Raw genomic sequence first — 19,689 nt, forward strand, 5'->3', positions numbered from 1 at the left:
TGCTCCCAAGTCATCCGCAGGGTCTCTTTTGCTCAAACCCAGCGGATATCCCGATGCATCCCGATAAGACAAAGGCCGCGAGCCCGGCCGAGAAACTCTTCGTTCTGATCGCCGTGTGCTGCGCCGCCGCCGCGATGCCCCTCACCTTCACAGGCCCCGCCGTTGCGTTGCCAGCAATCAGCCGTACGCTCGGTGGCAGCCCGATCGCGCTCAACTGGGTCACCAATGCCTTCATGCTGACCTTCGGCAGCAGCCTGATGGCCGCCGGCGCGCTCGCCGACAGTTTCGGGCGCAAGCGCATTTTCCTCATGGGGCTTGGCTGCTTCGCCCTGTTCTCGGCAGGTCTGGCTTTCGCCGGCAACATCTTCTGGTTCGATATTCTGCGTGCCTTGCAGGGCATGGGGGCGGCCGCCGCCTTTTCCGGCGGCATGGCGTCGCTCGCGCAGGAATTCGAGGACACCGCGCGACTGCGCGCGTTCAGCATCGTCGGCTCCAGTTTCGGCGTGGGGCTCGCTTTCGGGCCGATCGCCTCCGGCCTGATGGTCGAGATGTTCGGCTGGCCGGCAATCTTCATTCTGGTGGTCATCCTGGCCGTTCTCGCTTTTGGCCTCGGCGCACGCTTTCTCACCGAGTCCAGAGATCCGGATGCCACCGGTCTCGACTGGCCGGGCGCCCTCAGCTTTACGCTTGCCCTGACGCTGTTCACATACGGCGTACTGCGCGCTCCGGAAAACGGCTGGACCGACCCGCTGGTCATAATCCTGCTGGTGGGTGCGGCCTTGTTTTTCCTCGCCTTCGGCATCATCGAACACTCGGTGAAGCGGCCGATGCTGGACCTCACCCTGTTCCGTTATCCGCGTTTCGTCGGCGTGCAGTTGCTGGCGGCGGCCCCCGCCTATGCCTTCGTCGTGCTGCTCATCCTTCTGCCGGTCCGCTTCGTCGGCATCGAGGGCATGAGCGAGGTTGCCGCTGGCCGCATGATGGTCGCCTTGTCGGCACCGCTTCTCGTTCTGCCAATCGCTGCCGGCCTGCTGACGCGCTGGTTCACGGCCGCCACAATCTGCGGCGCGGGTCTTATCATCTCCGCCGCCGGCCTGTTCTGGCTCAGCCGTATTGCCACGGGATCGGCGCCGCTCGAGCTGATCGGTCCGCTGCTGACGATCGGTGTCGGCATCAGTCTGCCCTGGGGTCTGATGGACGGACTTGCGGTCAGTGTCGTGCCGAAAGAACGCGCCGGCATGGCGACCGGTATTTTCAGCACAACGCGTGTCGCCGGTGAAGGCGTGGCGTTGGCCGTGGTCAGCGCCATCCTCTCCGCTTTCATTCAATCTCGCCTCGGTGCGGCGGCAGGAGAACATGCCGCCGCCGCCGCGCAGCGGCTGGTGACTGGCGATCTCCTCGAGGCAGCATCGAATGTGCCAGCGATCGGACATACCGCACTGATTCAGAGTTACAGCGGTGCCTTTGGCGAATTGTTGTGGCTGCTGACGATAATCACGGCCGTCACGGCGGTTGTCATTTTTGCGTTTCTCGGCCGCCGCAATGCTGAGGGGAGCGCTACCGAAATCGGAAAACCGGGACCAGAAGACAATGCGGAGGCACCCGACCCATCCCGTGCATGACACTGCTTCCGCATCCAAGGCGGGTCGGCGCGAGAGTGCCAACCCGCCCGCGCCATCGTCTATAGCGGGCGCCGACGAGCCGAAGTGACGAACCGGCGACACTGCTCTCGTGACCCACACGGAATCATGTCGGAATCTCTTCCGCATTTCCTCCGACCAATAGGCTGGCGCGCGGACGCTTGAGTAGAAACCGCCTCCTCTCCTCCCGATCGGCTACAAAATATTTCGAAGACACATAAAATGTGTGCGATGCTGGAGACCGATCCAAGCTCCGAAAGCCTGACGAGGCTGGTGTTTCGGCGCGCCGCTGCTATATGACATCCCCATGATAACAGAGCGCTTTTTGAAGATTGTTGCTTGGGGCTATATAGCGGCGCTGGTTGTCGTGACCTTTGCGCATCTCAATTGGCAGGCCGAGTTTGGCAATCCCTTCAATCTCTATCGAGCAGTTGCGCTTTGTCTTGCCGGCATGCTGGCGAGACTGGCCTATCCGCAATCGCCGTCCTTCACCTGCCTGTTGATGATTGCCAGCGTCTCAGCACTCTGCTTCTCGCATTTCCTGGCAAACGGCAATTACGGTTCGCCCATGGATATCATCGTCGCGATGACGGGCGCGCTCTGGGGTATCGCAATCGGCGCCATGCTCAGCAGACTGATGTCGCTGACCTCGAAGCGAACCGCGCTGTATTAAGCGAACATCCTTCCCTCATCAGATTCAGACGGCCGTTTACCCACGCCGGCAAGGGCCGCAACTGAGCCTGCACGCGGCATATCCGCGCCTTCAAATAGCAGCTACGGCGAAGGCCCGGAAGGCCGTCGCCATGCGGCGTCATTTCCGGATTCCCTACCTCGAAGTGATCATTACGGAGCCAATATTATGGCTTCCTTACTATCTATGTTTGCAATTGTGTCTTTCATGCAACTTAAAATGAAAAATCACGAAAACGTCATTCTGAGAAAAATATATCATATAACTTTGCAGGAATTCGTCTCTAATAGGGCGCAGAAGCGGGTGGGGCCCGTTTCTCCCGAGTCGGGGTTTTTAACAGGGATAGGGTGAGGCACGTCGATTTTTCGGCGCGATAGCCTATGCCCAATCTATATTGGATTGGAGTTTTTATGAACATCAAGAGCCTTCTTCTCGGCTCCGCTGCGGCACTCGCAGCAGTTTCCGGCGCTCATGCTGCTGACGCTATTGTTGCTGCCGAGCCTGAGCCGCTCGAATATGTTCGCATCTGCGACGCATACGGCAATGGTTATTTCTTCATTCCCGGCACTGAAACCTGCCTCAAGATCGGCGGCTATGTCCGCACCGAAGGCAAGTGGTACAATGCTTACAACCCGGGCGACCGTTATGGCACGCTGTGGCATACCCGTGCTCACCTCACCCTCGACACCGCTTCGGACACCGAATACGGCCCGCTGAAGACGGCTACCGTCCTGCGTTGGGACTGGCAGGATGGCGGTTCGACCACCACCAAGCTGATCGCAGCCAACATCAGCCTCGCCGGCTTCACCGTCGGTAAGCTCGATTCGGCTTACAACCTGTACGCCGGTTACGCTGGCAACGTCATCAACGACGACGTTGTCCATGACGGCCCGTATGAACTCAACCAGATCACCTACAACTATGATGCCGGCAACGGCTTCACCGCTGTGGTCTCGCTCGAAGACAGCAACTCCGGTACGGGCGCCACGGGCCTCAACGGCGAAGACAGCGCCAACCATTACGCTCCGGACGCTGTCGCCGGTTTCGGCTACAAGGCTGGTAACTTCGGCTTCAAGATCGTTGGCGGTTACGACTCCATCGTTGAAGAAGGCGCTATCAAGGCTCGCGTCGATGGCGATTTCGGCGTCTTCAAGGCCTTCTTGATGGGTGCTTGGAACACCGACGGCGACAAGCTGAACAAGTACGCAGGCGCCAACGGCGGCGGCGTGGCCAAAATTGGCTGGGGCGATTGGGCTGCCTGGGGCGGCGTGACCGTTCCGATCAACGACAAGCTGCAGGCCAACGCTCAGGTTGCTTACACCGACTCGAAGATCTTCGCAGCGACCGCGAACGTCAAGTTCAACCCGGTCAAGAACCTGCAGGTCACGCCGGAAGTATCCTACACCAACTGGGACTCCATCAATCAGGACCAGTGGGCTGGTATCCTGCGCTTCCAGCGTACTTTCTAAGACCTCGTTTTCGAGATCTGATCTGACTTGACCCCTGATCGGATGGGGACTGGTCCTGCTTCCAGCGAAGTGGGACCAGTCCTTCCGATCTGGGGTTCGTCTTTTCGCTACTGCCGTCAAATTGGGAGCTGGGCCAAGCATCCGCGATCAGTCCCCAGGCGTATCAACGGCATCGACAAGCCATATTTTTTGTCGTAGAGACACCGAATGTCGTTCACCTACGCAAACGCCTCGCGATTTTATTCGTACCGCTGCTCTCAGCGGAGGCGGGCCTGTGCGTAGATAAAACTGACGCAATAAAAGACCCGAACAGCCGCTAGTCTACCTGGCGGCTTTTTTTGTCGCCATGGTATGATCCCAAAAGGAACCGATACCGTGTTGAATTCCACTGATGATCTGCGCATTGTCGAAATTACCGCGCTCACGCCGCCCGCTCGCATCATAAATGAGATCCCGCGAGACGCCGCCGTCACCACGACCGTGACAGGCGCACGCCGCGCCACCCACAACATCCTGCACAATCACGACGATCGATTGATCGTGGTTATCGGCCCCTGCTCCATCCACGACCCAGTCGCGGCGCGGGACTATGCGGCCCGGCTGAAGGAAGCGCGCGACCGCTTCGCCGACGACCTTGAAATCATCATGCGCGTCTACTTCGAAAAGCCGCGCACCACGGTCGGCTGGAAGGGTCTCATCAACGATCCGCATCTCGACGGAAGCTACCGCATCGAAGAAGGATTGCGTCTTGCCAGGCAGCTCCTCGTCGACGTCAACGAACTCGGGCTGCCAGCCGGCTGCGAATTCCTCGACACCATCACGCCGCAATACATCGCCGACCTCGTGAGCTGGGGCGCGATCGGCGCCAGAACGACCGAGAGCCAGGTGCATCGCGAATTGGCTTCCGGCCTCTCCTGCCCGATCGGCTTCAAGAACGGGACGAATGGCGACACAAGGATCGCGCTCGATGCGATCCTGGCGGCTTCGCAACCGCATCATTTCCCCGCCGTGACCAAGGACGGTCTTGCCGCCATCGCCTCGACGCGTGGCAACGACGATAGCCATATCATTCTGCGCGGCGGCAAGCAGCCCAATTACGATGCCGCCAGCGTGCAGGCAGTATCGGAACAGGCCTCCAAGCTTGGGCTCGATCCGCAGATCATCATCGATGCCAGCCACGCCAACAGCAGCAAAAATCCGGAAAACCAGCCGGCAGTGGTCGGCGCCGTCGCCGAACAGGTATCGGCCGGCGACCACCGCATCAAGGGCATGATGATGGAGAGCAACATCGTTGCCGGCCGGCAGGACCTCGTTCCCGGAAAGGCGCTGGTCTATGGCCAGAGCATCACCGACGGCTGCATCGACTGGCCAACCTCGGTGCGGACATTGGAGGAACTGGCTCGGGCGGCCCAGGCAAGACGGCGAGTGTCCCGGTAAGGCTTCGCACATCCGCCATGGTTCGGCGAACGGTCGAAAAGAGAGGCGGAGATATTCTCCGCCTCGCATCAAGTCCCAACCGGCTATGCGCGCCGGTAATGAGCGAGACTTAAATAGCGCTTTCGCGGCCCTTCAACGTGCCACATCTCAGCCCAGGCGTCCGGCCCGCGAAAGAAAAGGCGGCCCCGATAGAGATCCGGACCACATTGATGGATGACACGCTGCGATGCACCGTCGCCGATACGGATGAATTCGGTGAGGTCGGGGAAAGAAACGATGAGACGCTCGGCCTTGCAGCCCAGCCTGTAGGTGCGGCTACTCCTGAGCATCGCGTGATCGCTCGTGGTGTCGCCATGTTCCTCGAACTGGACAGGCGTCACCAACGCCTGTCCTTCAAAGGTTATCAGGGTCGCGTTGAGGCGGTCGATGATCCGCCGCTTCACGTCCCATGTGCCGAGATAGCGTTCCAGCCGCTCACTCGCCGCGGCCTGCATCATTCAGGACGCCGCGCGCTGCGTTGCGTCGGCTTGCCTGACAGGAAGCTTCCAGCCCGGCCGGACAAAGTGGCAGGTGTAGCCGTTCGGGATACGCTCAAGATAATCCTGATGTTCAGGCTCGGCTTCCCAGAAGTCGCTCACCGGCACCACTTCGGTGACGACCTTGCCCGGCCAGAGACCGGAAGCGTCGACATCGGCGATCGTGTCCAGGGCGACCCGCTTCTGCTCGTCGCTGGTATAGAAGATCGCCGAGCGATAGCTCGCGCCGACATCATTGCCCTGACGGTTGCGCGTGCTCGGATCATGGATCTGGAAGAAGAATTCCAAGAGATCGCGATAGCTGATCTTCTCGGGATCGAAGACGATCTCGATCGCTTCCGCATGGGTGCCGTGATTGCGATAGGTCGCGTTGCGAACCTCGCCACCGGTATAACCGACGCGGGTCGAGATGACGCCCTTGTAGCGGCGGATGAGATCCTGCATGCCCCAGAAACAACCGCCGGCGAGAACTGCACGTTCCGTAGTCATCGGATATCCTCCACTTGGTCGAGATAGGCGTCGTAGCCTTCGGCTTCCATGCGATCACGATGCACGAAGCGAAGCGAGGCGGAGTTGATGCAATAGCGCAGACCACCGCGATCCTGCGGCCCGTCGGGAAAAACGTGACCCAGATGGCTGTCGCCGTGCAGCGAACGGACTTCCACGCGCAGCATGCCATGCGACAGGTCGGTGAGTTCGTTGACGTTGGCGGTCTCGATCGGCTTGGTGAAGCTCGGCCAGCCGCAGCCGGAATCAAACTTGTCGGAAGATGCAAACAGCGGCTCGCCCGATACGATATCGACATAGATGCCCGGCTGTTTGTTGTCGAGATGTTCCCCCGTGCCGGGGCGCTCCGTGCCGCTTTGCTGCGTGACGCGATACTGTTCGGGAGACAGCTTCGCAATGGCCTCGGAGGTCTTGCTGTAATTCCGCATTCTTGTTCTCCTTGCTCTTGGACGCATACCTCAAGCTTCACCAGTCATTACGGGAGAATGCCGGACATCGTTACAGACGTTAAGCTCAATAAGCGTCGCGGGAGTGGTTGCGACGGAAATATAGGTATGGGGCGGTCGATTTGCCATATCGCACACGACGGCGTGATGTGCCGAGCAGTGACTGGCCGTCACTCATCCCAGTCGCAGGCAGCGGTGTAAATTGCCGAGAGCGCCTCGATGCCGGCCTGGTCATCCTTGTCAAAACGGCCGGGAAGCGGGCTGTCGAGATCGATGACGCCGAAAACAAGACCATCGCGGAACAAGGGAACCACCAGTTCCGAGCGAGACGCGGCATCGCAGGCAATATGCCCGGGAAAGGCATGCACATCCTCGACGAGGATCGACTGTTCCTTCTCGATCGCCGTGCCGCAGACGCCGCGCCCGACAGCGATGCGGACGCAGGCCGGCTTGCCCTGGAACGGCCCGAGCACCAGCTCGTCGTCCGACTGCAGGAAATAGAAGCCGGCCCAGTTGAGGTCCGGCAGCATCTGGAAGATCAGCGCCGAGGTATTGGCGGCATTGGCGATCGGATCGGCCTCGCCGTCAAGCAGCGCCTGCAGCTGGCCTGCCAGCTCACGGTAGAATTCGGGCTTGCTGCCGTGCCGGATCGTCTGTTCTTCAAACATAGCGTTCGTCTTTCGATTGCGCCGCCGCCGGCGGGATTATTGCCGTCAGTCCTTCTCATCGGGCGGGCATGGCCAGGAGCCAGGCGCCCTCAATCCAGGAGGCAGTATGGTCGTCTGGTCGCCGCAGGCCAAATTGACCTGGGTCTGGACCAGACCGGTTGCCGCCGACAGGTCTATCCCCTCGATGCGGGTCAGATACAGGAAGGCACCACCGAAGGTGACCGGCCCCTGGATGGTCGCGCCGTTCAAGGTGGCGCGGGAAAGATTGGCGAAGGAGAAATTGACGCCCGTCAGCACCGCCTTGTCGAAATCGGCGCGGCCGAGCTCAGCCTTCTGAAAATCGACATTCGCGAGCTGCGCACCGCTGAATTCAGCGCGCTGCAGCTCGGCATTGGCAAAGATGGCGCCATTGGCGACGACATTGCTGAAATTCGAGCGATAGGCTTCGATCTTGGCGAAATTCGCCCCCTCGGTGCGCGCGTTCTTCAGCCAGGTCCGCACCAGCGTTGCCTTCTCCAGATTGGCCGAGGTGAGATTGGCGTCACTGAGATCGGTGCTGTCGAAATGAGCACCGGCAAGATTGGCGCCATGCAGATCGCTGCCCGGCAGCATGATGTTGGTCTTGCTGCATGCGCTCCAGTCTATGCCGGGTGCCGCGACCACATTGTCGCAATCGCCGGCGAAGGCGGATTGCCCGGCTCCCGAAGCAAGCAGGAGCGCCACTACGGAGGTGCTTGCGAGACGACCAAGGGCGGCACCGCCAATATTCCGGCCCTGCCGGAATTCCGCTCCAGCCTGCCAGGCCAGTCTTTCAAAAAGGCTGCTCATCTCGTCGCTCCGCTCCGCAACCATTGGCCCATCCTTGACATCGAGTCGGATGCGCTCATCCTCCCCTTGTATATGGTGCCGCGAGCGACAAAAAGAGCCTTGGCCGCAAAAGGATATTCCGAAGCGGATGAAGGGCTTGGCGTAGAGGCATGACGGGATGCGGATATGGCGACCAGCTACCGGACGCGGGTCAAATTTTCGGGAAAAGATCGGGAATTTAGAGCTGGTCGGAGTGGAGTGATTCGAACACTCGACCCCCACGTCCCGAACGTGGTGCGCTACCAGACTGCGCTACACTCCGTGACCAGCGGCGCTTCTATAGACCAGCCATTTTTGATGTACAAGCACCAAATTCAAAAAAACCATTTGTTTCCTGACGAAAAGATTACAGAGGCAATTGCCTGGAAAATCGGCAGGAAAAACAGGCGGCGAACAGAGCAAAGTGCATAAGACGCAACACTTTCGTCAAAATCCCACTTGTACACGCGGATGGGAATTTTCTTTTGCCGGCTTTGGCGCTAAAGCCCTTAGCGGGACAGGTGGAAATGTCGTGGGACAGCGGCGTTTCCGCAACCGAATGCGAGACAGAAGCTCAAGGACGAAACGATGAATATCCGCATGATCACCGCGGCGGGACTGTTGCTGGCACTGGCCGGCTGCGCCAGCACGACCACGACACCAATTCTCCCGGCGCTTGTAAGCAACCCGGTTCAGGACCGCTGGGAAGGCCAGTCGGCCGGGCGCTTCTTCGCCTCCTACGGCCCGCCGATCTCGGACCGCGACGATAGCGGCAACCGCGTCTACACCTGGCGGGGCGGCTACAAGACCATCACCATCGCGGCCAAGGACGGGAAGAAGGGCGGCAAGCGTTATCTCAGCTGCAAGGCCGATATCGTCACCAGCCAGAGCTACGTCATCCGCTCGGTCCGCATCCTCGGCGACCAGCCCGGCACCAGCGGCTCTTCCTACTGCGCCGAACTGCTGGCACCGCCGCCGGCAAAGGCGAGCTAAGTCTCACGGAATATCGGGGACGAAGATTTTGCAGGCGGCTCGAAGGGGCCGCCTGTCTTTTTATCAGAGGGCGCTTCAGCCTTCCGACATCAATGGGCGGCGGCCAGCTGATGACCAGATAACGGAATAAGTGTCCTCGCTGTTCAAACTACGCGTAAGGGTCCTGCGGCCCGCTTGTAGCCCGAGCGGGCTTTCTAGTGCGTGCTGATTTGCTAATGTCTTTGAGACCATCTGTTTTCGTTTCCCGAAGACCGCCGTTAGGCTAATAATCCGAGCGCGACCTTAAGCGAAGCCTAAAGCCAGTTCGACAGATGACTTCTTCGGCAATAGAAAAGCTAATCCCCTACCTCCGCAGTGGAGATCGCATACCGCATCGCGTTGTTCTCGATGCGCTTAACGAAGCGAGCGATGGCCGTCGTGGCGACGCGGAGCGCCGGGTCGCTAGAGAAATCTCGACGGAAGCAGGGGACTATCTTCCGGGGTTTCATCTTCTGGATTTTATTAGCGCCAAATTGAGCGACGATGACTGCCTTCGGGCCGTCGTCGAACGCAAGGTTATCATCGCCAGAATGGAGGACTTGCTTCCGGCAGTCTTCGGTTTTCTAGGGGAGATGGAAGCACGCGCGGTAAGTTCCGTTGTCGAACAAGTCTTTGATTGCTCTATAGGATACCAATACATACAGCGCGCCGCCTACTCGTCGCAGCAGCGAAAGGTTATCCTAAATGATGTTCATGCGCTGGTGGGCCTTCTCAACCAAATCGAACCGCTGCTTGAGCGATCAGGATGGCATGTCAGAGGGGAATATGAAGAACACAAAAGAGCAATGGCGCGCATCCACTCGCGTGATACATCTGATTTGGCCAGCTTCGACGAGCTTCGGAAAGAGATAAAAGGTCTGCGACTAGCAGCTGAGGTCGCCCTCGTTCGCGACTCAATTGGCGACGAACCGTTCTTGGTGGGCGACAACAAAGCCCGAACGCACATCGTTGAGTTCGCCTACAATCTGTCTTTGCGCTTTGGCCAACCTAGCTTCGTCACAACTCCAGGCTCTGACTTCTCCAACTTGTGCAGCCTCCTCATCGAACTGGCCACAGGCGTACAAGATGAGAGCTTGGCCGGTGCGATAAACCGATTTGCCCGAAGCGAATTGAAGGCGCGGATAGATCGAGAGGAGATAGAATTTCGTGATGAGGAGAGCGACGAGGGCATCGCACGAAGGGAGGCCGACAACTTTGCGCACATCAAAGGAAGCCTCCTGTCGCTGGATGCATCCAAGGAGCTTTGGCTTCGTATCCTTGCGTCGCGCTCGTGGGACACGTTTTCTGAGGAGCAGATAGCGCTCCGGCTGTCCGATATTAGAAATGAACGCGAAATCGCAGAGAAAACGCAGGGACCGCATTTGGTTTGGGCAAGCCAGATGAGCCCAGCAGTGCACGAGCAGTATCGACAAGAAATAGAAGATCACGAACGGACCATGTTGCGGCTGGCGATCGAACTTGGCCTACTGACGCGCGCGCAGCGCGCTCAACATTCTTTCGGAGAAAATCAAGAAAGTGGGTCAACACAGCCCTGACCGATTTTCCTAAAGAGATGTCAGGCTGTCATGGCCGCGCAGCGTAGCTCAATGGATAGAGTACTCGCTTTCTACATCTGAACTATCGGATGGGCGGGAAGATGTGGGTTCAAGTCCCGCCGCTGCATCACATACGCTTCTTAATTCAATCGCGAAGCCCCCCTTCAAACGCGCGCCACGGTATCACGGCTTGCCGGAGCTCGACTATCCGTTCCACGACCAGACCGTGACCGTCACAACATGCGGCCGCATCTGCTACAAGCGAAAGAAGATCAATCTCAGCCTGGTCTTCGCCGGGTAGGCCGTCGGAATCAAATAGGTCGAAGACCATATCTGGCTCGCAAGCTTCATGGATTACGATCTGGGATACTTCGACGACGAGACATGCAGGCTCGAACCACTGCAGAACCCTTTCGGCTCAAAAGTGTTACTTATGTCTCAGGAATAAACCGTAACCCATGTGTCCAGAACGGACCCCTGAAGAGCCTTGGCTGGGGCGCCTGGATTCGAACCAGGGATGGCGGTACCAAAAACCACTGCCTTACCGCTTGGCTACGCCCCACCAGAGTGACATGGCAACTATTCGCGCCAAATCACCGCCTGATTAGCAAAGGTCGCATCCGCTCACAATCATTAAGTTACGCGCGTGCGCATATTTTTATACGCTTCGGCGGTCGCTATGCTAGGTCTTGTCATCCCCAAATCCGGCCAGGAGATCCAATGAGCCAGTATCGCGCCCGCCCGCCCGCTGTCCCGACAGTGCTTCTCGACGATGATGTCGTGCGGATTACGCGTTGGGATTTCGAGCCGGGCGCCGATACCGGCCATCATGTTCATGGCCTCGGCTATGTCGTGGTGCCGATGACCGACTGCCAGTTCCTGCTGGAGGAGCCGAACGGAGAGAGGCGCGTCGACATTGCCAAGGGCGCGGCCTACCGGCGGGAAGCCGGGGTCGAACATAATGTCGTCAATGCCGGCTCCGAGCCGATGTCCTTCATAGAGGTCGAATACAAGCAATCATGAGCAATCCAGACTTCGACCTTGCCTTCGAGGCCGCCTATGGCCGCGCCGTGCCGGTTGCGCCCGGCATCGAGCGGATGACGGTCAACAATCCCAGCGCGTTTACCTTTCACGGCACCAACAGTTATATCGTCGGCCGCTCGTCGGTCGCAGTCATCGATCCCGGGCCGGAGAATGAGGAGCATTTTGCAGCCCTGATGGCGGCGTTGAAGGGGCGCGAGGTCACGCATATCTTCGTCAGCCACACCCATCGCGACCACTCTCCGCTCGCGAAGCGCCTAAAGGAAGCGACGGGAGCGCTGACGGTCGGCCAGGGGCCGCACCGCGCCGCGCGGCCGCTGCACGAGGGCGAGGTCAATCCCTTCGCCGAGAGTTCGGACATGGATTTCCGGCCGGACATCACGCTTGGTGACGGCGAAAGCGTCGCGGGGGACGGTTGGCAGCTGACCGCGCTTCTCACGCCCGGCCACACGGCCAACCACGCCTGTTTCGCGCTGGAGGGCAGCGGCATCGTCTTTTCCGCCGACCATGTCATGGCCTGGGCAACGACGATCGTCGCCCCACCCGATGGCTCCATGGCCGACTACATGGCCTCGCTCGAGCGGCTGCTTGCCCGCGACGACCGACTGTTTTTCCCCGGCCATGGCGGGCCAGTGAAGGAGCCAGCCTCCTTCATGCGTGGGCTCAGGACTCACAGGCGCATGCGCGAGCGCGCCGTGCTGGAGCGCATCAAGGCCGGCGATAGGCTGATCCCCGATATGGTAAAGGCCATCTACCGCGACACGGACCCGCGCCTGCATGGAGCGGCGGCCCTCTCGGTGCTGGCGCATCTGGAGGATCTGGTGGAAAAGGGCCAGGTGGAGACGGACGGGCCGCCGGCGCTGCTCGGGGCCTACAGGCCCACATAGAGCGGTTAGCCGCCCTATGTCGTTGTTTTGCGAAATTCCGGACGGAAAACCGTTAGACACTTTTCCTGGAATTTCGCTGAACAACATCAGCTTCCGGCTATCCCCAGCAGTTCGGCGTCCAGCGCCTTCAAATAGCTTTCGGCTATATCGGCGCTGATGCCGAGGTCGTCCTGGCCGTAGCGCGAGGCGACGCGGACATCGACCAGCGTCGTCTCCGCCTCCTCGCGCAGGCGGATCACTACGTCGAAAGGCAGGCCGAAAATGCGGGTGCGGGTCTGCCCCTGCAACACAACATCGGTGCTCTGGCGGATAAGGTCCGCCACGCCGTCGCGATAGGGGCGCGGCGTCGGCACCGGGATGATATCGGGCATATCGGTGACGGCGCTGTCATCCGCCGTCGGGCTCGGGCGCTGCCGGGGCGTGCGACGGCGCGGTCTTTGATCGCCGTTCGGATCGACTAAATCGGCGCCTTCGGCCTTGACGATGGTGATGTGATTGTCACCGGCGACCTTGCGCACGGCTTCCAGCACACGGTCGGAGGCCCCCTCATAGCGGCGGCTGGTGAGCGCCGGATAGGCGACGTTTTGCGCCTCGCGATCCCCCGATGTCACAAGCCGCCTTGCCGGCAGCCAGAGTTGCTTGGCCTCCGGCGTCGCCAGCCATTCCGGAGCATCGGTGAGATCGGTAGATACATCGTAGATCGCCGGCCGGCTCCAGTAGCGCTCCACACCAACACCGACGATTGCCAGTGGCAGCGCGGCATAGATCAGCGCCTTGACAGCCGAAACGCCGCCGAGCGCCGCAATCCGCCAGAGCTGCGCCAGACCAACGACCGCAAGCAGCACGGCAAATGCGGCGAAGCCGGCCGAAACCAGCAGCAGCAAAACGAAATAGGGTGTTTCCAGCGGCCCGAACCGATGGCCGATCAAGATCACCCCGCACAGCACCAGCGCAAAGGAAGCAATCAGGCGCGCGGCGCGTGCGGCATGCGAAACGGGACGGTCGAAGCGAATGGTCATCAAGGGCTCGTCGGCGCGTCGGATCGGAAAGCGGATGCACCGAATCCCGGAGGTGGACCTCATGTTTAGAGCAAGAAACGGCGAAAATAAATCGGATGTCGCGGCACGAATAAACAAGCTTCGACTGCGGGTCGATTTGGTGTCGCCTAGCACAAAAACGTGAGTACTTGCTTAAATTCCGAAAAAAGGCGATGATTTTCGTGTTTTACCGTGGCTATGAAAGGACTTGAGGAGATGGGAACGAAGCAATCGCCCGACATCGCCGCCAAGCCGTCGCCTGCAGCAGCCAATGCCGCCGAGCATGCCTTGCCGCTCGAACTGCTGGAACTCGAGCTTTCTCTCGACGGTTTTTCCGGTGGGGAAGCGGGATTTTGCGAAGCGGTGCGAACCGCCGCCAAGGCCGTGGGCGGCGAACTCCTGTTCGATCTTCCGGCCACCGGATTGATATCGGAATACCGCCGGCTGGCCGTTCTGTGGATACCGGAGGGCGGAGAGAACATGCGGATCATCTTCGCGGCGCTCGACCTGGACGGCGTGGAAATTCGCGTGCTGGAGCCAAGTGAAGAAACCGAGCATCTGCTCAGCTTCACCGATGCCTTCGTCGATCTGCTGCAACGCCTGCCGGAAAGGCTGGACGACGCCGCCTGAACGTTTTTAGCCGTGCGACAGGCCTTTCGCACCCCGCCGCGCGGCATTATGATCTCAGCCTGCACATCTCTATTCAGGACATCAGGCCATGCGTATTTCTCCGGCACTCCTCCTCATCGCCACAGGCTTGCTCTTATCCGGCTGCCAGACGGCGGAGGAGATCAGAGCGGCGGACCAGTCGCGATGCAGCGGCTACGGCTTCAGGGCCGGCACGCAGAATTTCGCGAATTGCATGATGAACCAGGATCTCAGCCGCCGCGCCGACCAGCGCGCCTTCATGGAAAGCAATGACGATTTCTTCTGGGGGCCGCCCTATGTCATCGGGCCGCGCTATTACCATCATCGCGGATATTGGCGGCGTTGATCGCGCCGCCTGTCGCGTGAACGTCAGATCCTGGCCTTGATAGCCGCCTGCGCCGCCGCGAGCCTGGCGATCGGCACGCGGAAGGGCGAGCAGGACACGTAATCCAGCCCGATCTCCTCGCAGAAATGGATCGAGGCGGGATCACCGCCATGCTCGCCGCAGATACCGAGCTTCATGTCGTTGCGCGTGCGGCGACCACGCTCGGTGGCGATGCGGATCAGCTCTCCAACGCCGTCGAAATCCAGCGAGATGAAGGGATCGTGCTCGATGATGCCCTTGCGCTGGTAGGTCGGGATAAAGGCGGCGGCATCGTCACGCGACATGCCGAAGGTTGTCTGCGTCAGGTCGTTGGTGCCGAAGGAGAAGAATTCGGCCGCTTCTGCGATGATATGGGCGCGAAGAGCGGCGCGCGGCAGCTCGATCATCGTGCCGACGAGATAATCGATCTTCATCCTGGCTTCGGTCATCACAGCGCCGGCCACCTCGTCGATGCGCGCCTTGACGTAATCGAGTTCGGAGCGCAGGCCAACCAGCGGCACCATGATTTCCGGCACCACCGCCGCACCCGTCTCCTTTGCGGCGGCAACCGCCGCCTCGAAGATGGCGCGTGCCTGCATCTCGACGATTTCGGGATAGGAAATCGCCAGCCGGCAGCCGCGATGGCCGAGCATGGGGTTGAACTCATGCAGCGCATCGACGCGTTGGCGCAGGATCGCCGGCTCCATACCCATGATGCCGGCAACCTCGGCGATCTCCTCGTCCGTCTTCGGCAGGAACTCGTGCAGGGGCGGATCGAGCAGGCGGATGGTCACCGGCAGGCCGTGCATGATGGTGAACAGGGCGGTGAAATCGAGCCGTTGCATCGGCAGGAGCTTGGCAAGCGCGGCGCGGCGACCCTCCTCACCTTCCGCGAGGATCATCTCGCGCATCACATGGATGCGATCGCCTTCGAAGAACATATGCTCGGTGCGGCAAAGGCCTATGCCTTCGGCGCCGAAAGCACGGGCCGCCCGCGCATCCGCCGGCGTATCCGCGTTGGTGCGCACCGTCATGCGCCGCGAACGGTCGGCCCAGGCCATGATGCGGCCGAAATCGCCGGAGAGTTCCGGCTGGATCATCGGCACCTCGCCCTTCAGCACATGGCCGGCGGAGCCGTCGATGGTGATGATGTCGCCCTTTCTCAGGGTAATGCCGATGCCCATCAGCTTTTCGTTGCGCAGGTCGAGGCGCATGGTGCCGGCGCCAACCACGCAGGGGAGGCCCATACCGCGGGCGACGACCGCCGCATGGCTGGTCATGCCACCGCGTGTGGTCAGTATCCCCTCGGCGGCATGCATGCCGTGAATATCCTCCGGGCTGGTCTCGATACGCACGAGGATGACCTTGCGGCCCTCCTCCTCGGCGGCGATCGCTTCCTCGGCGGTGAAGACGATCTCGCCGGTGGCCGCTCCCGGCGAAGCCGGCAGGCCGGAACCGATGACTTCGCGATGAACGCGCGGATCGATGGTCGGGTGCAGGAGCTGATCGAGGGTCGAGGGCTCGATGCGCGCGACGGCCTCGTCCTCGGTGATCACGCCTTCGTCGACCATGTCGACCGCCACCTTCATCGCCGCCTTGGTGGTGCGCTTGCCGGCACGGGTCTGCAGCATCCAGAGCTTGCCGCGCTCGATGGTGAATTCCAGATCCTGCATGTCGCGGTAATGCGTTTCAAGCTGGGTACAGATGCGGCGGAATTCGGCAAAGGCCTCCGGCATCAGCTTTTCCATCGACGGCCGCTCATAACCGGAGGCGATACGGGCGGCCTCGGTGATGCTCTGCGGCGTGCGGATACCGGCAACGACATCTTCGCCTTGGGCATTGACGAGGAATTCGCCGTAAAGCTCCTTCTCGCCGGTCGAGGGATTGCGGGTGAAGGCGACGCCGGTCGCCGACGAATTGCCGAGATTGCCGAAGACCATGGCCTGGATATTGACCGCGGTGCCCCAGGCTTCGGGAATATTGTGCAGATGCCGATAGGTGACGGCGCGCGGGTTCATCCAGCTGGAAAAGACGGCGCTGACCGCGCCCCAGAGCTGCACTTCCGGCTCCTGCGGGAAGGCCTCGCCGAGTTCTTCTTCGATGACGGTCTTATAGAGCGAGACCACATGCTGCCATTCGACAGCGGACAGATCGGTATCGAATTCATGACCAAGGCGGGCTTTCTCGTCCTCGAGGATCTCCTCGAAAACCTCGTTGTCGAGGCCCATGACGACATCGGCATACATCTGGATGAAGCGGCGGTAACTGTCCCAGGCGAAACGGGCGTCTCCGGCATCATGACCGAGGGCCTGCACTGTGGCATCGTTGAGGCCGAGATTGAGGACGGTATCCATCATGCCGGGCATGGAGGCACGCCCACCGGAGCGGACGGAAACGAGCAGCGGCCGCGCGACATCGCCGAACTTGCGCCCGGTGATCGCTTCCATCTGCTTCAGGCCCTGCATGACCTGCGGCTTCAGCTCATCCGAAACGCTGCGGCCGTTCTTATAGTAGAAAGCACAGGCTTCGCTGATGATCGTCAAGCCGGGAGGGACCGGCAGGCCAAGGCTGCACATTTCGGCAAGATTGGCACCCTTCCCCCCGAGCCGCTCATAATCCCTAGCGCGACCCTCGGCCTTGCCATCGCCGAATGTATAGACCCACTTCGTCATTTTCCCCCATCCAACTCCTCAAGCTGAACTTAATTCATTGAGACGGAAATGAAAATCGACAAATGCGGCAAATTGTTGCGCTGCACAATAAATATGGGTTGCAGGCTCGTTTATCCGCACTTTCTCAAGGATCCGATAGGATTAAATCCTACTCTGTGCTAGAAAAGCGCGATAAGGAGATCGCTATGAGAACGACCCAGGCCCTTAGCATCACACTTCCGTTGGAAATGGCGCAAATGGTGAAAAGCAAGGTTTCGTCCGGCGAATATGCCAGCGAAAGCGAAGTGATCCGCGATGGTCTGCGTGCGCTCGCCGCACGCGACGCCTCTGTCGAAAAATGGCTGCGCGAAGAGGTCGTACCGACCATCCAGGCACATGACGTCGACCCCGGTCGGGGCCTTTCCGTCGAGGAGACCCGGAAACAACTCCACGCACATATGGACGTAAGAAGCGGACTAAAGACCTCCCGCGCATGAAATATACGGTCGTTTTCGACGTAGATGCACGGGCCGATCTGGCTGAACTTTATGAATATCTACTGCCGGAAGCCGGCGAACGCATCGCCCGCGACTATATCGATCGCCTCACGGCATTCGAGACTTTTCCGGAACGCCGCATGCGCCGCGAGGACATCAGCCCTGGCCTTCGCGCGGTGGGATATCGCAATAGGGCAACCATCGCTTTTCGGATTAAGGACAATACCGTCACCATCATGCGAATATTCCACGGCGGCAGAGAGATACGATTGACCGCCGAGGAATAGGTTTCAAACCCGCTAAGCCCCCAGCTCCCGCCGCGCCAAGATCTTGTCGATCCGCATGCCGTCCAGGTCGATGATCTCGAAGTGCCAGCCGTCGAATGCGAAGCTTTCGCCGACATCAGGGAGATGACCCAGATGATAGAGCGCAAAGCCGGCGAGCGTGTGGAAGTTGCTGTCTTCCGAGCGATCGCGCAGGCCGAGCCGCTCGAAAGCGTCGTAGGCCGGCATCATGCCTTCCATCAGCAACGACCCATCGGCGCGCTCGACGACATCAGGCCCTTCGTTTTCCATATCAGGCAGATCGCCGGCAATGGCTTCCAAGAGGTCTGTCTGGGTGACGATCCCCTCCAGGCTGCCATATTCATCAATGACCATGGCAAGGCGGACGGGCGCGCGTTTGAAGCTTTCCAGCACCTTGAAGACGGCGGTCGCTTCATGGACGATCAACGGCTGGCGAATGACCGCCATCGGGTCGAGCGGCTTGCCGTTCAGAAGCTGATCGAGAAGATCCTTCTTCAGGATCATGCCAATCGGTTCGTCTATCGATCCGCGACTGACGAGAAGCTGTTCGAAACGGCTTTCCCGGATGGTTTTCTGTATCTCCTCGGGCGTGTCGTTGGCGTCGATCCAATCAACTTCCAGCCGTGGCGTCATGATGTCGGAAACATCTCGGTCGCCGATATTGAAGACGCGTTCGACCAACTCCTGCTGCGCCTGCTCCAGGAGGCCGGCCTCCTGGCTTTGGGCAACCAGAAGCTTGATTTCCGCCGGTGAATGCAGCGAGCCTTCGCCGGTACCCGGCCGCAAGCCGAAAACGCGCAAGACAAGATTGCCAAGGCCGTTCAGCACCGTGATCGCCGGGCGAAGCAGGAACAGGAAGAGGCCGAGCGGCCGCACGACGCTCAAGGCCGTGCCTTCGCTGCGCTGCAATGCCAGGCTCTTCGGCGCGAGCTCGCCCAGCACGATATGCAGGGCGGTGATGATGATGAAGGAAATCGCAACCGCGATGGCATGCGATCCGGCGGCGGCCCAGGAACCGGGCAGAAAAGCCAGAAGCGGTTCCAGGAGGTGGGCAAGCGCGGGTTCACCGACCCAGCCGAGAGCAAGCGAGGAAATCGTGATGCCAAGCTGAGTGGCCGCGAGATTGGCGTCGAGATTGTCGACCGCCTTTTGCAGCGCCTTGGAGTTCGTCCGCCCTTCGGCGACAAGCTCGGTCACGCGGCTGCGCCGCACGGAGACGAGAGAAAACTCAGCGGCGACGAAGAATCCATTGGCTGCCACAAGAAATAATACGGCGAGTATTCCGAGGATATCGAAAATACTGCCATCAGACCCAGACATGCTTCCCTTCCGGGCGGTTCAGCGCCACGTATTATTGATCGAAAACGAAACTATCACGCTTTGTAGCTGTACGGCAGCCGAAGCGGCAATTTCTTGTCGATATGGAAATAGTTTTCCCACTTTCCGGTCAGG

The 19,689-nt window shown here is 60.1% G+C and carries 20 protein-coding genes, 3 tRNA genes and 1 pseudogene; 14 read left to right on the forward strand and 10 right to left on the reverse strand.

What is annotated here, in order from left to right; all coding sequences use genetic code 11:
- Positions 1 to 53: 53 nt before the first annotated feature.
- From EX00_RS22960 to EX00_RS22975, 4 genes are all read left to right on the forward strand, one after another.
- Positions 54 to 1,622 (forward strand): MFS transporter, encoded by a 1,569-nt coding sequence (locus EX00_RS22960; RefSeq protein WP_047463361.1) that lies wholly within the window; start codon positions 54 to 56, stop codon positions 1,620 to 1,622.
- A 343-nt stretch (positions 1,623 to 1,965) separates the two neighbouring features.
- Positions 1,966 to 2,313 (forward strand): hypothetical protein, encoded by a 348-nt coding sequence (locus EX00_RS22965; RefSeq protein ID WP_047463844.1) that lies wholly within the window; start codon positions 1,966 to 1,968, stop codon positions 2,311 to 2,313.
- 428 nt (positions 2,314 to 2,741) lie between these two features.
- Positions 2,742 to 3,800, forward strand: coding sequence for a porin (locus EX00_RS22970; RefSeq protein ID WP_047463363.1), 1,059 nt, complete (start codon positions 2,742 to 2,744; stop codon positions 3,798 to 3,800).
- Between the two features lie 351 nt (positions 3,801 to 4,151).
- Positions 4,152 to 5,237: a 3-deoxy-7-phosphoheptulonate synthase gene (locus tag EX00_RS22975; RefSeq protein ID WP_202903755.1), complete on the forward strand. Its 1,086-nt coding sequence runs from the start codon at positions 4,152 to 4,154 to the stop codon at positions 5,235 to 5,237.
- Positions 5,238 to 5,320: 83 nt separating this feature from the next.
- On the opposite strand, the gene EX00_RS22980 is transcribed toward EX00_RS22975, so the two are convergent.
- The 6 genes from EX00_RS22980 to EX00_RS23005 form a co-directional block, all read right to left on the reverse strand.
- Entirely contained in the window at positions 5,321 to 5,734 is a 414-nt protein-coding gene (locus EX00_RS22980) for a DUF6314 family protein (protein WP_047463366.1), read from the reverse strand.
- Entirely contained in the window at positions 5,735 to 6,262 is a 528-nt protein-coding gene (gene msrA, locus EX00_RS22985; RefSeq protein WP_047463367.1) for a peptide-methionine (S)-S-oxide reductase MsrA, read from the reverse strand. It lies immediately after the preceding gene.
- Positions 6,259 to 6,708 (reverse strand): peptide-methionine (R)-S-oxide reductase MsrB, encoded by a 450-nt coding sequence (gene msrB, locus EX00_RS22990; RefSeq protein ID WP_047463369.1) that lies wholly within the window; start codon positions 6,706 to 6,708, stop codon positions 6,259 to 6,261. Before msrB ends, msrA begins: the two co-directional genes overlap by 4 nt.
- Positions 6,709 to 6,896: 188 nt before the next feature.
- The gene (locus EX00_RS22995; protein WP_047463371.1) at positions 6,897 to 7,394 is read right to left on the reverse strand and encodes a GAF domain-containing protein; all 498 of its coding nucleotides are present in this window, start codon (positions 7,392 to 7,394) and stop codon (positions 6,897 to 6,899) included.
- A gap of 45 nt (positions 7,395 to 7,439) precedes the next feature.
- Entirely contained in the window at positions 7,440 to 8,222 is a 783-nt protein-coding gene (locus EX00_RS23000) for a pentapeptide repeat-containing protein (protein WP_047463847.1), read from the reverse strand.
- A 224-nt stretch (positions 8,223 to 8,446) separates the two neighbouring features.
- Positions 8,447 to 8,523, reverse strand: a tRNA-Pro gene (locus tag EX00_RS23005).
- Positions 8,524 to 8,828: 305 nt separating this feature from the next.
- Between EX00_RS23005 and EX00_RS23010 the strand changes: the two genes are divergently transcribed.
- The 4 genes and pseudogenes from EX00_RS23010 to EX00_RS32055 form a co-directional block, all read left to right on the forward strand.
- Entirely contained in the window at positions 8,829 to 9,233 is a 405-nt protein-coding gene (locus EX00_RS23010; RefSeq protein WP_047463373.1) for a hypothetical protein, read from the forward strand.
- A 311-nt stretch (positions 9,234 to 9,544) separates the two neighbouring features.
- A complete protein-coding gene (locus EX00_RS23015; RefSeq protein ID WP_047463375.1) occupies positions 9,545 to 10,807 on the forward strand; it encodes a hypothetical protein in 1,263 nt (420 codons plus the stop codon).
- 37 nt (positions 10,808 to 10,844) lie between these two features.
- Positions 10,845 to 10,935 (forward strand) — tRNA-Arg (locus tag EX00_RS23020).
- 47 nt (positions 10,936 to 10,982) lie between these two features.
- Positions 10,983 to 11,255 (forward strand): annotated as a pseudogene (locus EX00_RS32055) (IS481 family transposase); the annotation flags it as partial.
- Between the two features lie 40 nt (positions 11,256 to 11,295).
- Here the strand turns inward: EX00_RS32055 and EX00_RS23025 are convergent.
- A tRNA-Gln gene (locus EX00_RS23025) sits at positions 11,296 to 11,369 on the reverse strand.
- A 158-nt stretch (positions 11,370 to 11,527) separates the two neighbouring features.
- Here EX00_RS23025 and EX00_RS23030 point away from each other — a divergent pair.
- Complete coding sequence (locus EX00_RS23030) at positions 11,528 to 11,830, forward strand: cupin domain-containing protein (protein WP_047463377.1); 303 nt, start codon at positions 11,528 to 11,530, stop codon at positions 11,828 to 11,830.
- Positions 11,827 to 12,735, forward strand: a complete 909-nt coding sequence (locus tag EX00_RS23035; RefSeq protein ID WP_047463378.1) for an MBL fold metallo-hydrolase — start codon at positions 11,827 to 11,829, stop codon at positions 12,733 to 12,735. Before EX00_RS23030 ends, EX00_RS23035 begins: the two co-directional genes overlap by 4 nt.
- A gap of 86 nt (positions 12,736 to 12,821) precedes the next feature.
- Here the strand turns inward: EX00_RS23035 and EX00_RS23040 are convergent, their stop codons facing one another.
- The gene (locus EX00_RS23040) at positions 12,822 to 13,754 is read right to left on the reverse strand and encodes a DUF1499 domain-containing protein (protein WP_047463379.1); all 933 of its coding nucleotides are present in this window, start codon (positions 13,752 to 13,754) and stop codon (positions 12,822 to 12,824) included.
- A 234-nt stretch (positions 13,755 to 13,988) separates the two neighbouring features.
- Between EX00_RS23040 and EX00_RS23045 the strand changes: the two genes are divergently transcribed.
- Both EX00_RS23045 and EX00_RS23050 read left to right on the forward strand, forming a co-directional pair.
- Positions 13,989 to 14,402 (forward strand): hypothetical protein, encoded by a 414-nt coding sequence (locus EX00_RS23045; protein ID WP_047463380.1) that lies wholly within the window; start codon positions 13,989 to 13,991, stop codon positions 14,400 to 14,402.
- An 88-nt stretch (positions 14,403 to 14,490) separates the two neighbouring features.
- On the forward strand, positions 14,491 to 14,766 hold the full coding sequence (locus tag EX00_RS23050) for a hypothetical protein (RefSeq protein ID WP_047463381.1): 276 nt from the start codon (positions 14,491 to 14,493) through the stop codon (positions 14,764 to 14,766).
- 23 nt (positions 14,767 to 14,789) lie between these two features.
- Here the strand turns inward: EX00_RS23050 and ppdK are convergent, their stop codons facing one another.
- Positions 14,790 to 17,456 (reverse strand): pyruvate, phosphate dikinase, encoded by a 2,667-nt coding sequence (gene ppdK / locus EX00_RS23055; protein WP_047463382.1) that lies wholly within the window; start codon positions 17,454 to 17,456, stop codon positions 14,790 to 14,792.
- A 185-nt stretch (positions 17,457 to 17,641) separates the two neighbouring features.
- On the opposite strand from ppdK, the gene EX00_RS23060 reads away from it, so the two are divergent.
- Both EX00_RS23060 and EX00_RS23065 read left to right on the forward strand, forming a co-directional pair.
- Positions 17,642 to 17,932 (forward strand): type II toxin-antitoxin system ParD family antitoxin, encoded by a 291-nt coding sequence (locus tag EX00_RS23060; RefSeq protein WP_052210924.1) that lies wholly within the window; start codon positions 17,642 to 17,644, stop codon positions 17,930 to 17,932.
- On the forward strand, positions 17,929 to 18,219 hold the full coding sequence (locus EX00_RS23065) for a type II toxin-antitoxin system RelE/ParE family toxin (protein ID WP_047463384.1): 291 nt from the start codon (positions 17,929 to 17,931) through the stop codon (positions 18,217 to 18,219). The genes EX00_RS23060 and EX00_RS23065 overlap by 4 nt, the downstream gene beginning before the upstream one ends.
- 12 nt (positions 18,220 to 18,231) lie before the next feature.
- Here EX00_RS23065 and EX00_RS23070 read toward each other — a convergent pair whose 3' ends face one another.
- Complete coding sequence (locus tag EX00_RS23070) at positions 18,232 to 19,557, reverse strand: hemolysin family protein (protein ID WP_047463386.1); 1,326 nt, start codon at positions 19,555 to 19,557, stop codon at positions 18,232 to 18,234.
- Positions 19,558 to 19,689 lie beyond the last annotated feature (132 nt).

It is taken from the genome of Martinezella rhizogenes (genome assembly GCF_000799715.1).
Lineage (GTDB): Bacteria > Pseudomonadota > Alphaproteobacteria > Rhizobiales > Rhizobiaceae > Rhizobium > Rhizobium rhizogenes_C.

Bases quoted from the DNA above. Each gene is read 5' to 3' on its own strand.
- EX00_RS22960 (WP_047463361.1), top strand. From the start codon at position 54: ATGCATCCCGATAAGACAAAGGCCGCGAGCCCGGCCGAGAAACTCTTC.
- EX00_RS22970 (WP_047463363.1), top strand. From the start codon at position 2,742: ATGAACATCAAGAGCCTTCTTCTCGGCTCCGCTGCGGCACTCGCAGCA.
- EX00_RS22975 (WP_202903755.1), top strand. From the start codon at position 4,152: ATGATCCCAAAAGGAACCGATACCGTGTTGAATTCCACTGATGATCTG.
- EX00_RS22980 (WP_047463366.1), bottom strand. From the start codon at position 5,734: ATGATGCAGGCCGCGGCGAGTGAGCGGCTGGAACGCTATCTCGGCACA.
- msrA (WP_047463367.1), bottom strand. From the start codon at position 6,262: ATGACTACGGAACGTGCAGTTCTCGCCGGCGGTTGTTTCTGGGGCATG.
- msrB (WP_047463369.1), bottom strand. From the start codon at position 6,708: ATGCGGAATTACAGCAAGACCTCCGAGGCCATTGCGAAGCTGTCTCCC.
- EX00_RS22995 (WP_047463371.1), bottom strand. From the start codon at position 7,394: ATGTTTGAAGAACAGACGATCCGGCACGGCAGCAAGCCCGAATTCTAC.
- EX00_RS23000 (WP_047463847.1), bottom strand. From the start codon at position 8,222: ATGAGCAGCCTTTTTGAAAGACTGGCCTGGCAGGCTGGAGCGGAATTC.
- EX00_RS23010 (WP_047463373.1), top strand. From the start codon at position 8,829: ATGAATATCCGCATGATCACCGCGGCGGGACTGTTGCTGGCACTGGCC.
- EX00_RS23015 (WP_047463375.1), top strand. From the start codon at position 9,545: ATGACTTCTTCGGCAATAGAAAAGCTAATCCCCTACCTCCGCAGTGGA.
- EX00_RS23030 (WP_047463377.1), top strand. From the start codon at position 11,528: ATGAGCCAGTATCGCGCCCGCCCGCCCGCTGTCCCGACAGTGCTTCTC.
- EX00_RS23035 (WP_047463378.1), top strand. From the start codon at position 11,827: ATGAGCAATCCAGACTTCGACCTTGCCTTCGAGGCCGCCTATGGCCGC.
- EX00_RS23040 (WP_047463379.1), bottom strand. From the start codon at position 13,754: ATGACCATTCGCTTCGACCGTCCCGTTTCGCATGCCGCACGCGCCGCG.
- EX00_RS23045 (WP_047463380.1), top strand. From the start codon at position 13,989: ATGGGAACGAAGCAATCGCCCGACATCGCCGCCAAGCCGTCGCCTGCA.
- EX00_RS23050 (WP_047463381.1), top strand. From the start codon at position 14,491: ATGCGTATTTCTCCGGCACTCCTCCTCATCGCCACAGGCTTGCTCTTA.
- ppdK (WP_047463382.1), bottom strand. From the start codon at position 17,456: ATGACGAAGTGGGTCTATACATTCGGCGATGGCAAGGCCGAGGGTCGC.
- EX00_RS23060 (WP_052210924.1), top strand. From the start codon at position 17,642: ATGAGAACGACCCAGGCCCTTAGCATCACACTTCCGTTGGAAATGGCG.
- EX00_RS23065 (WP_047463384.1), top strand. From the start codon at position 17,929: ATGAAATATACGGTCGTTTTCGACGTAGATGCACGGGCCGATCTGGCT.
- EX00_RS23070 (WP_047463386.1), bottom strand. From the start codon at position 19,557: ATGTCTGGGTCTGATGGCAGTATTTTCGATATCCTCGGAATACTCGCC.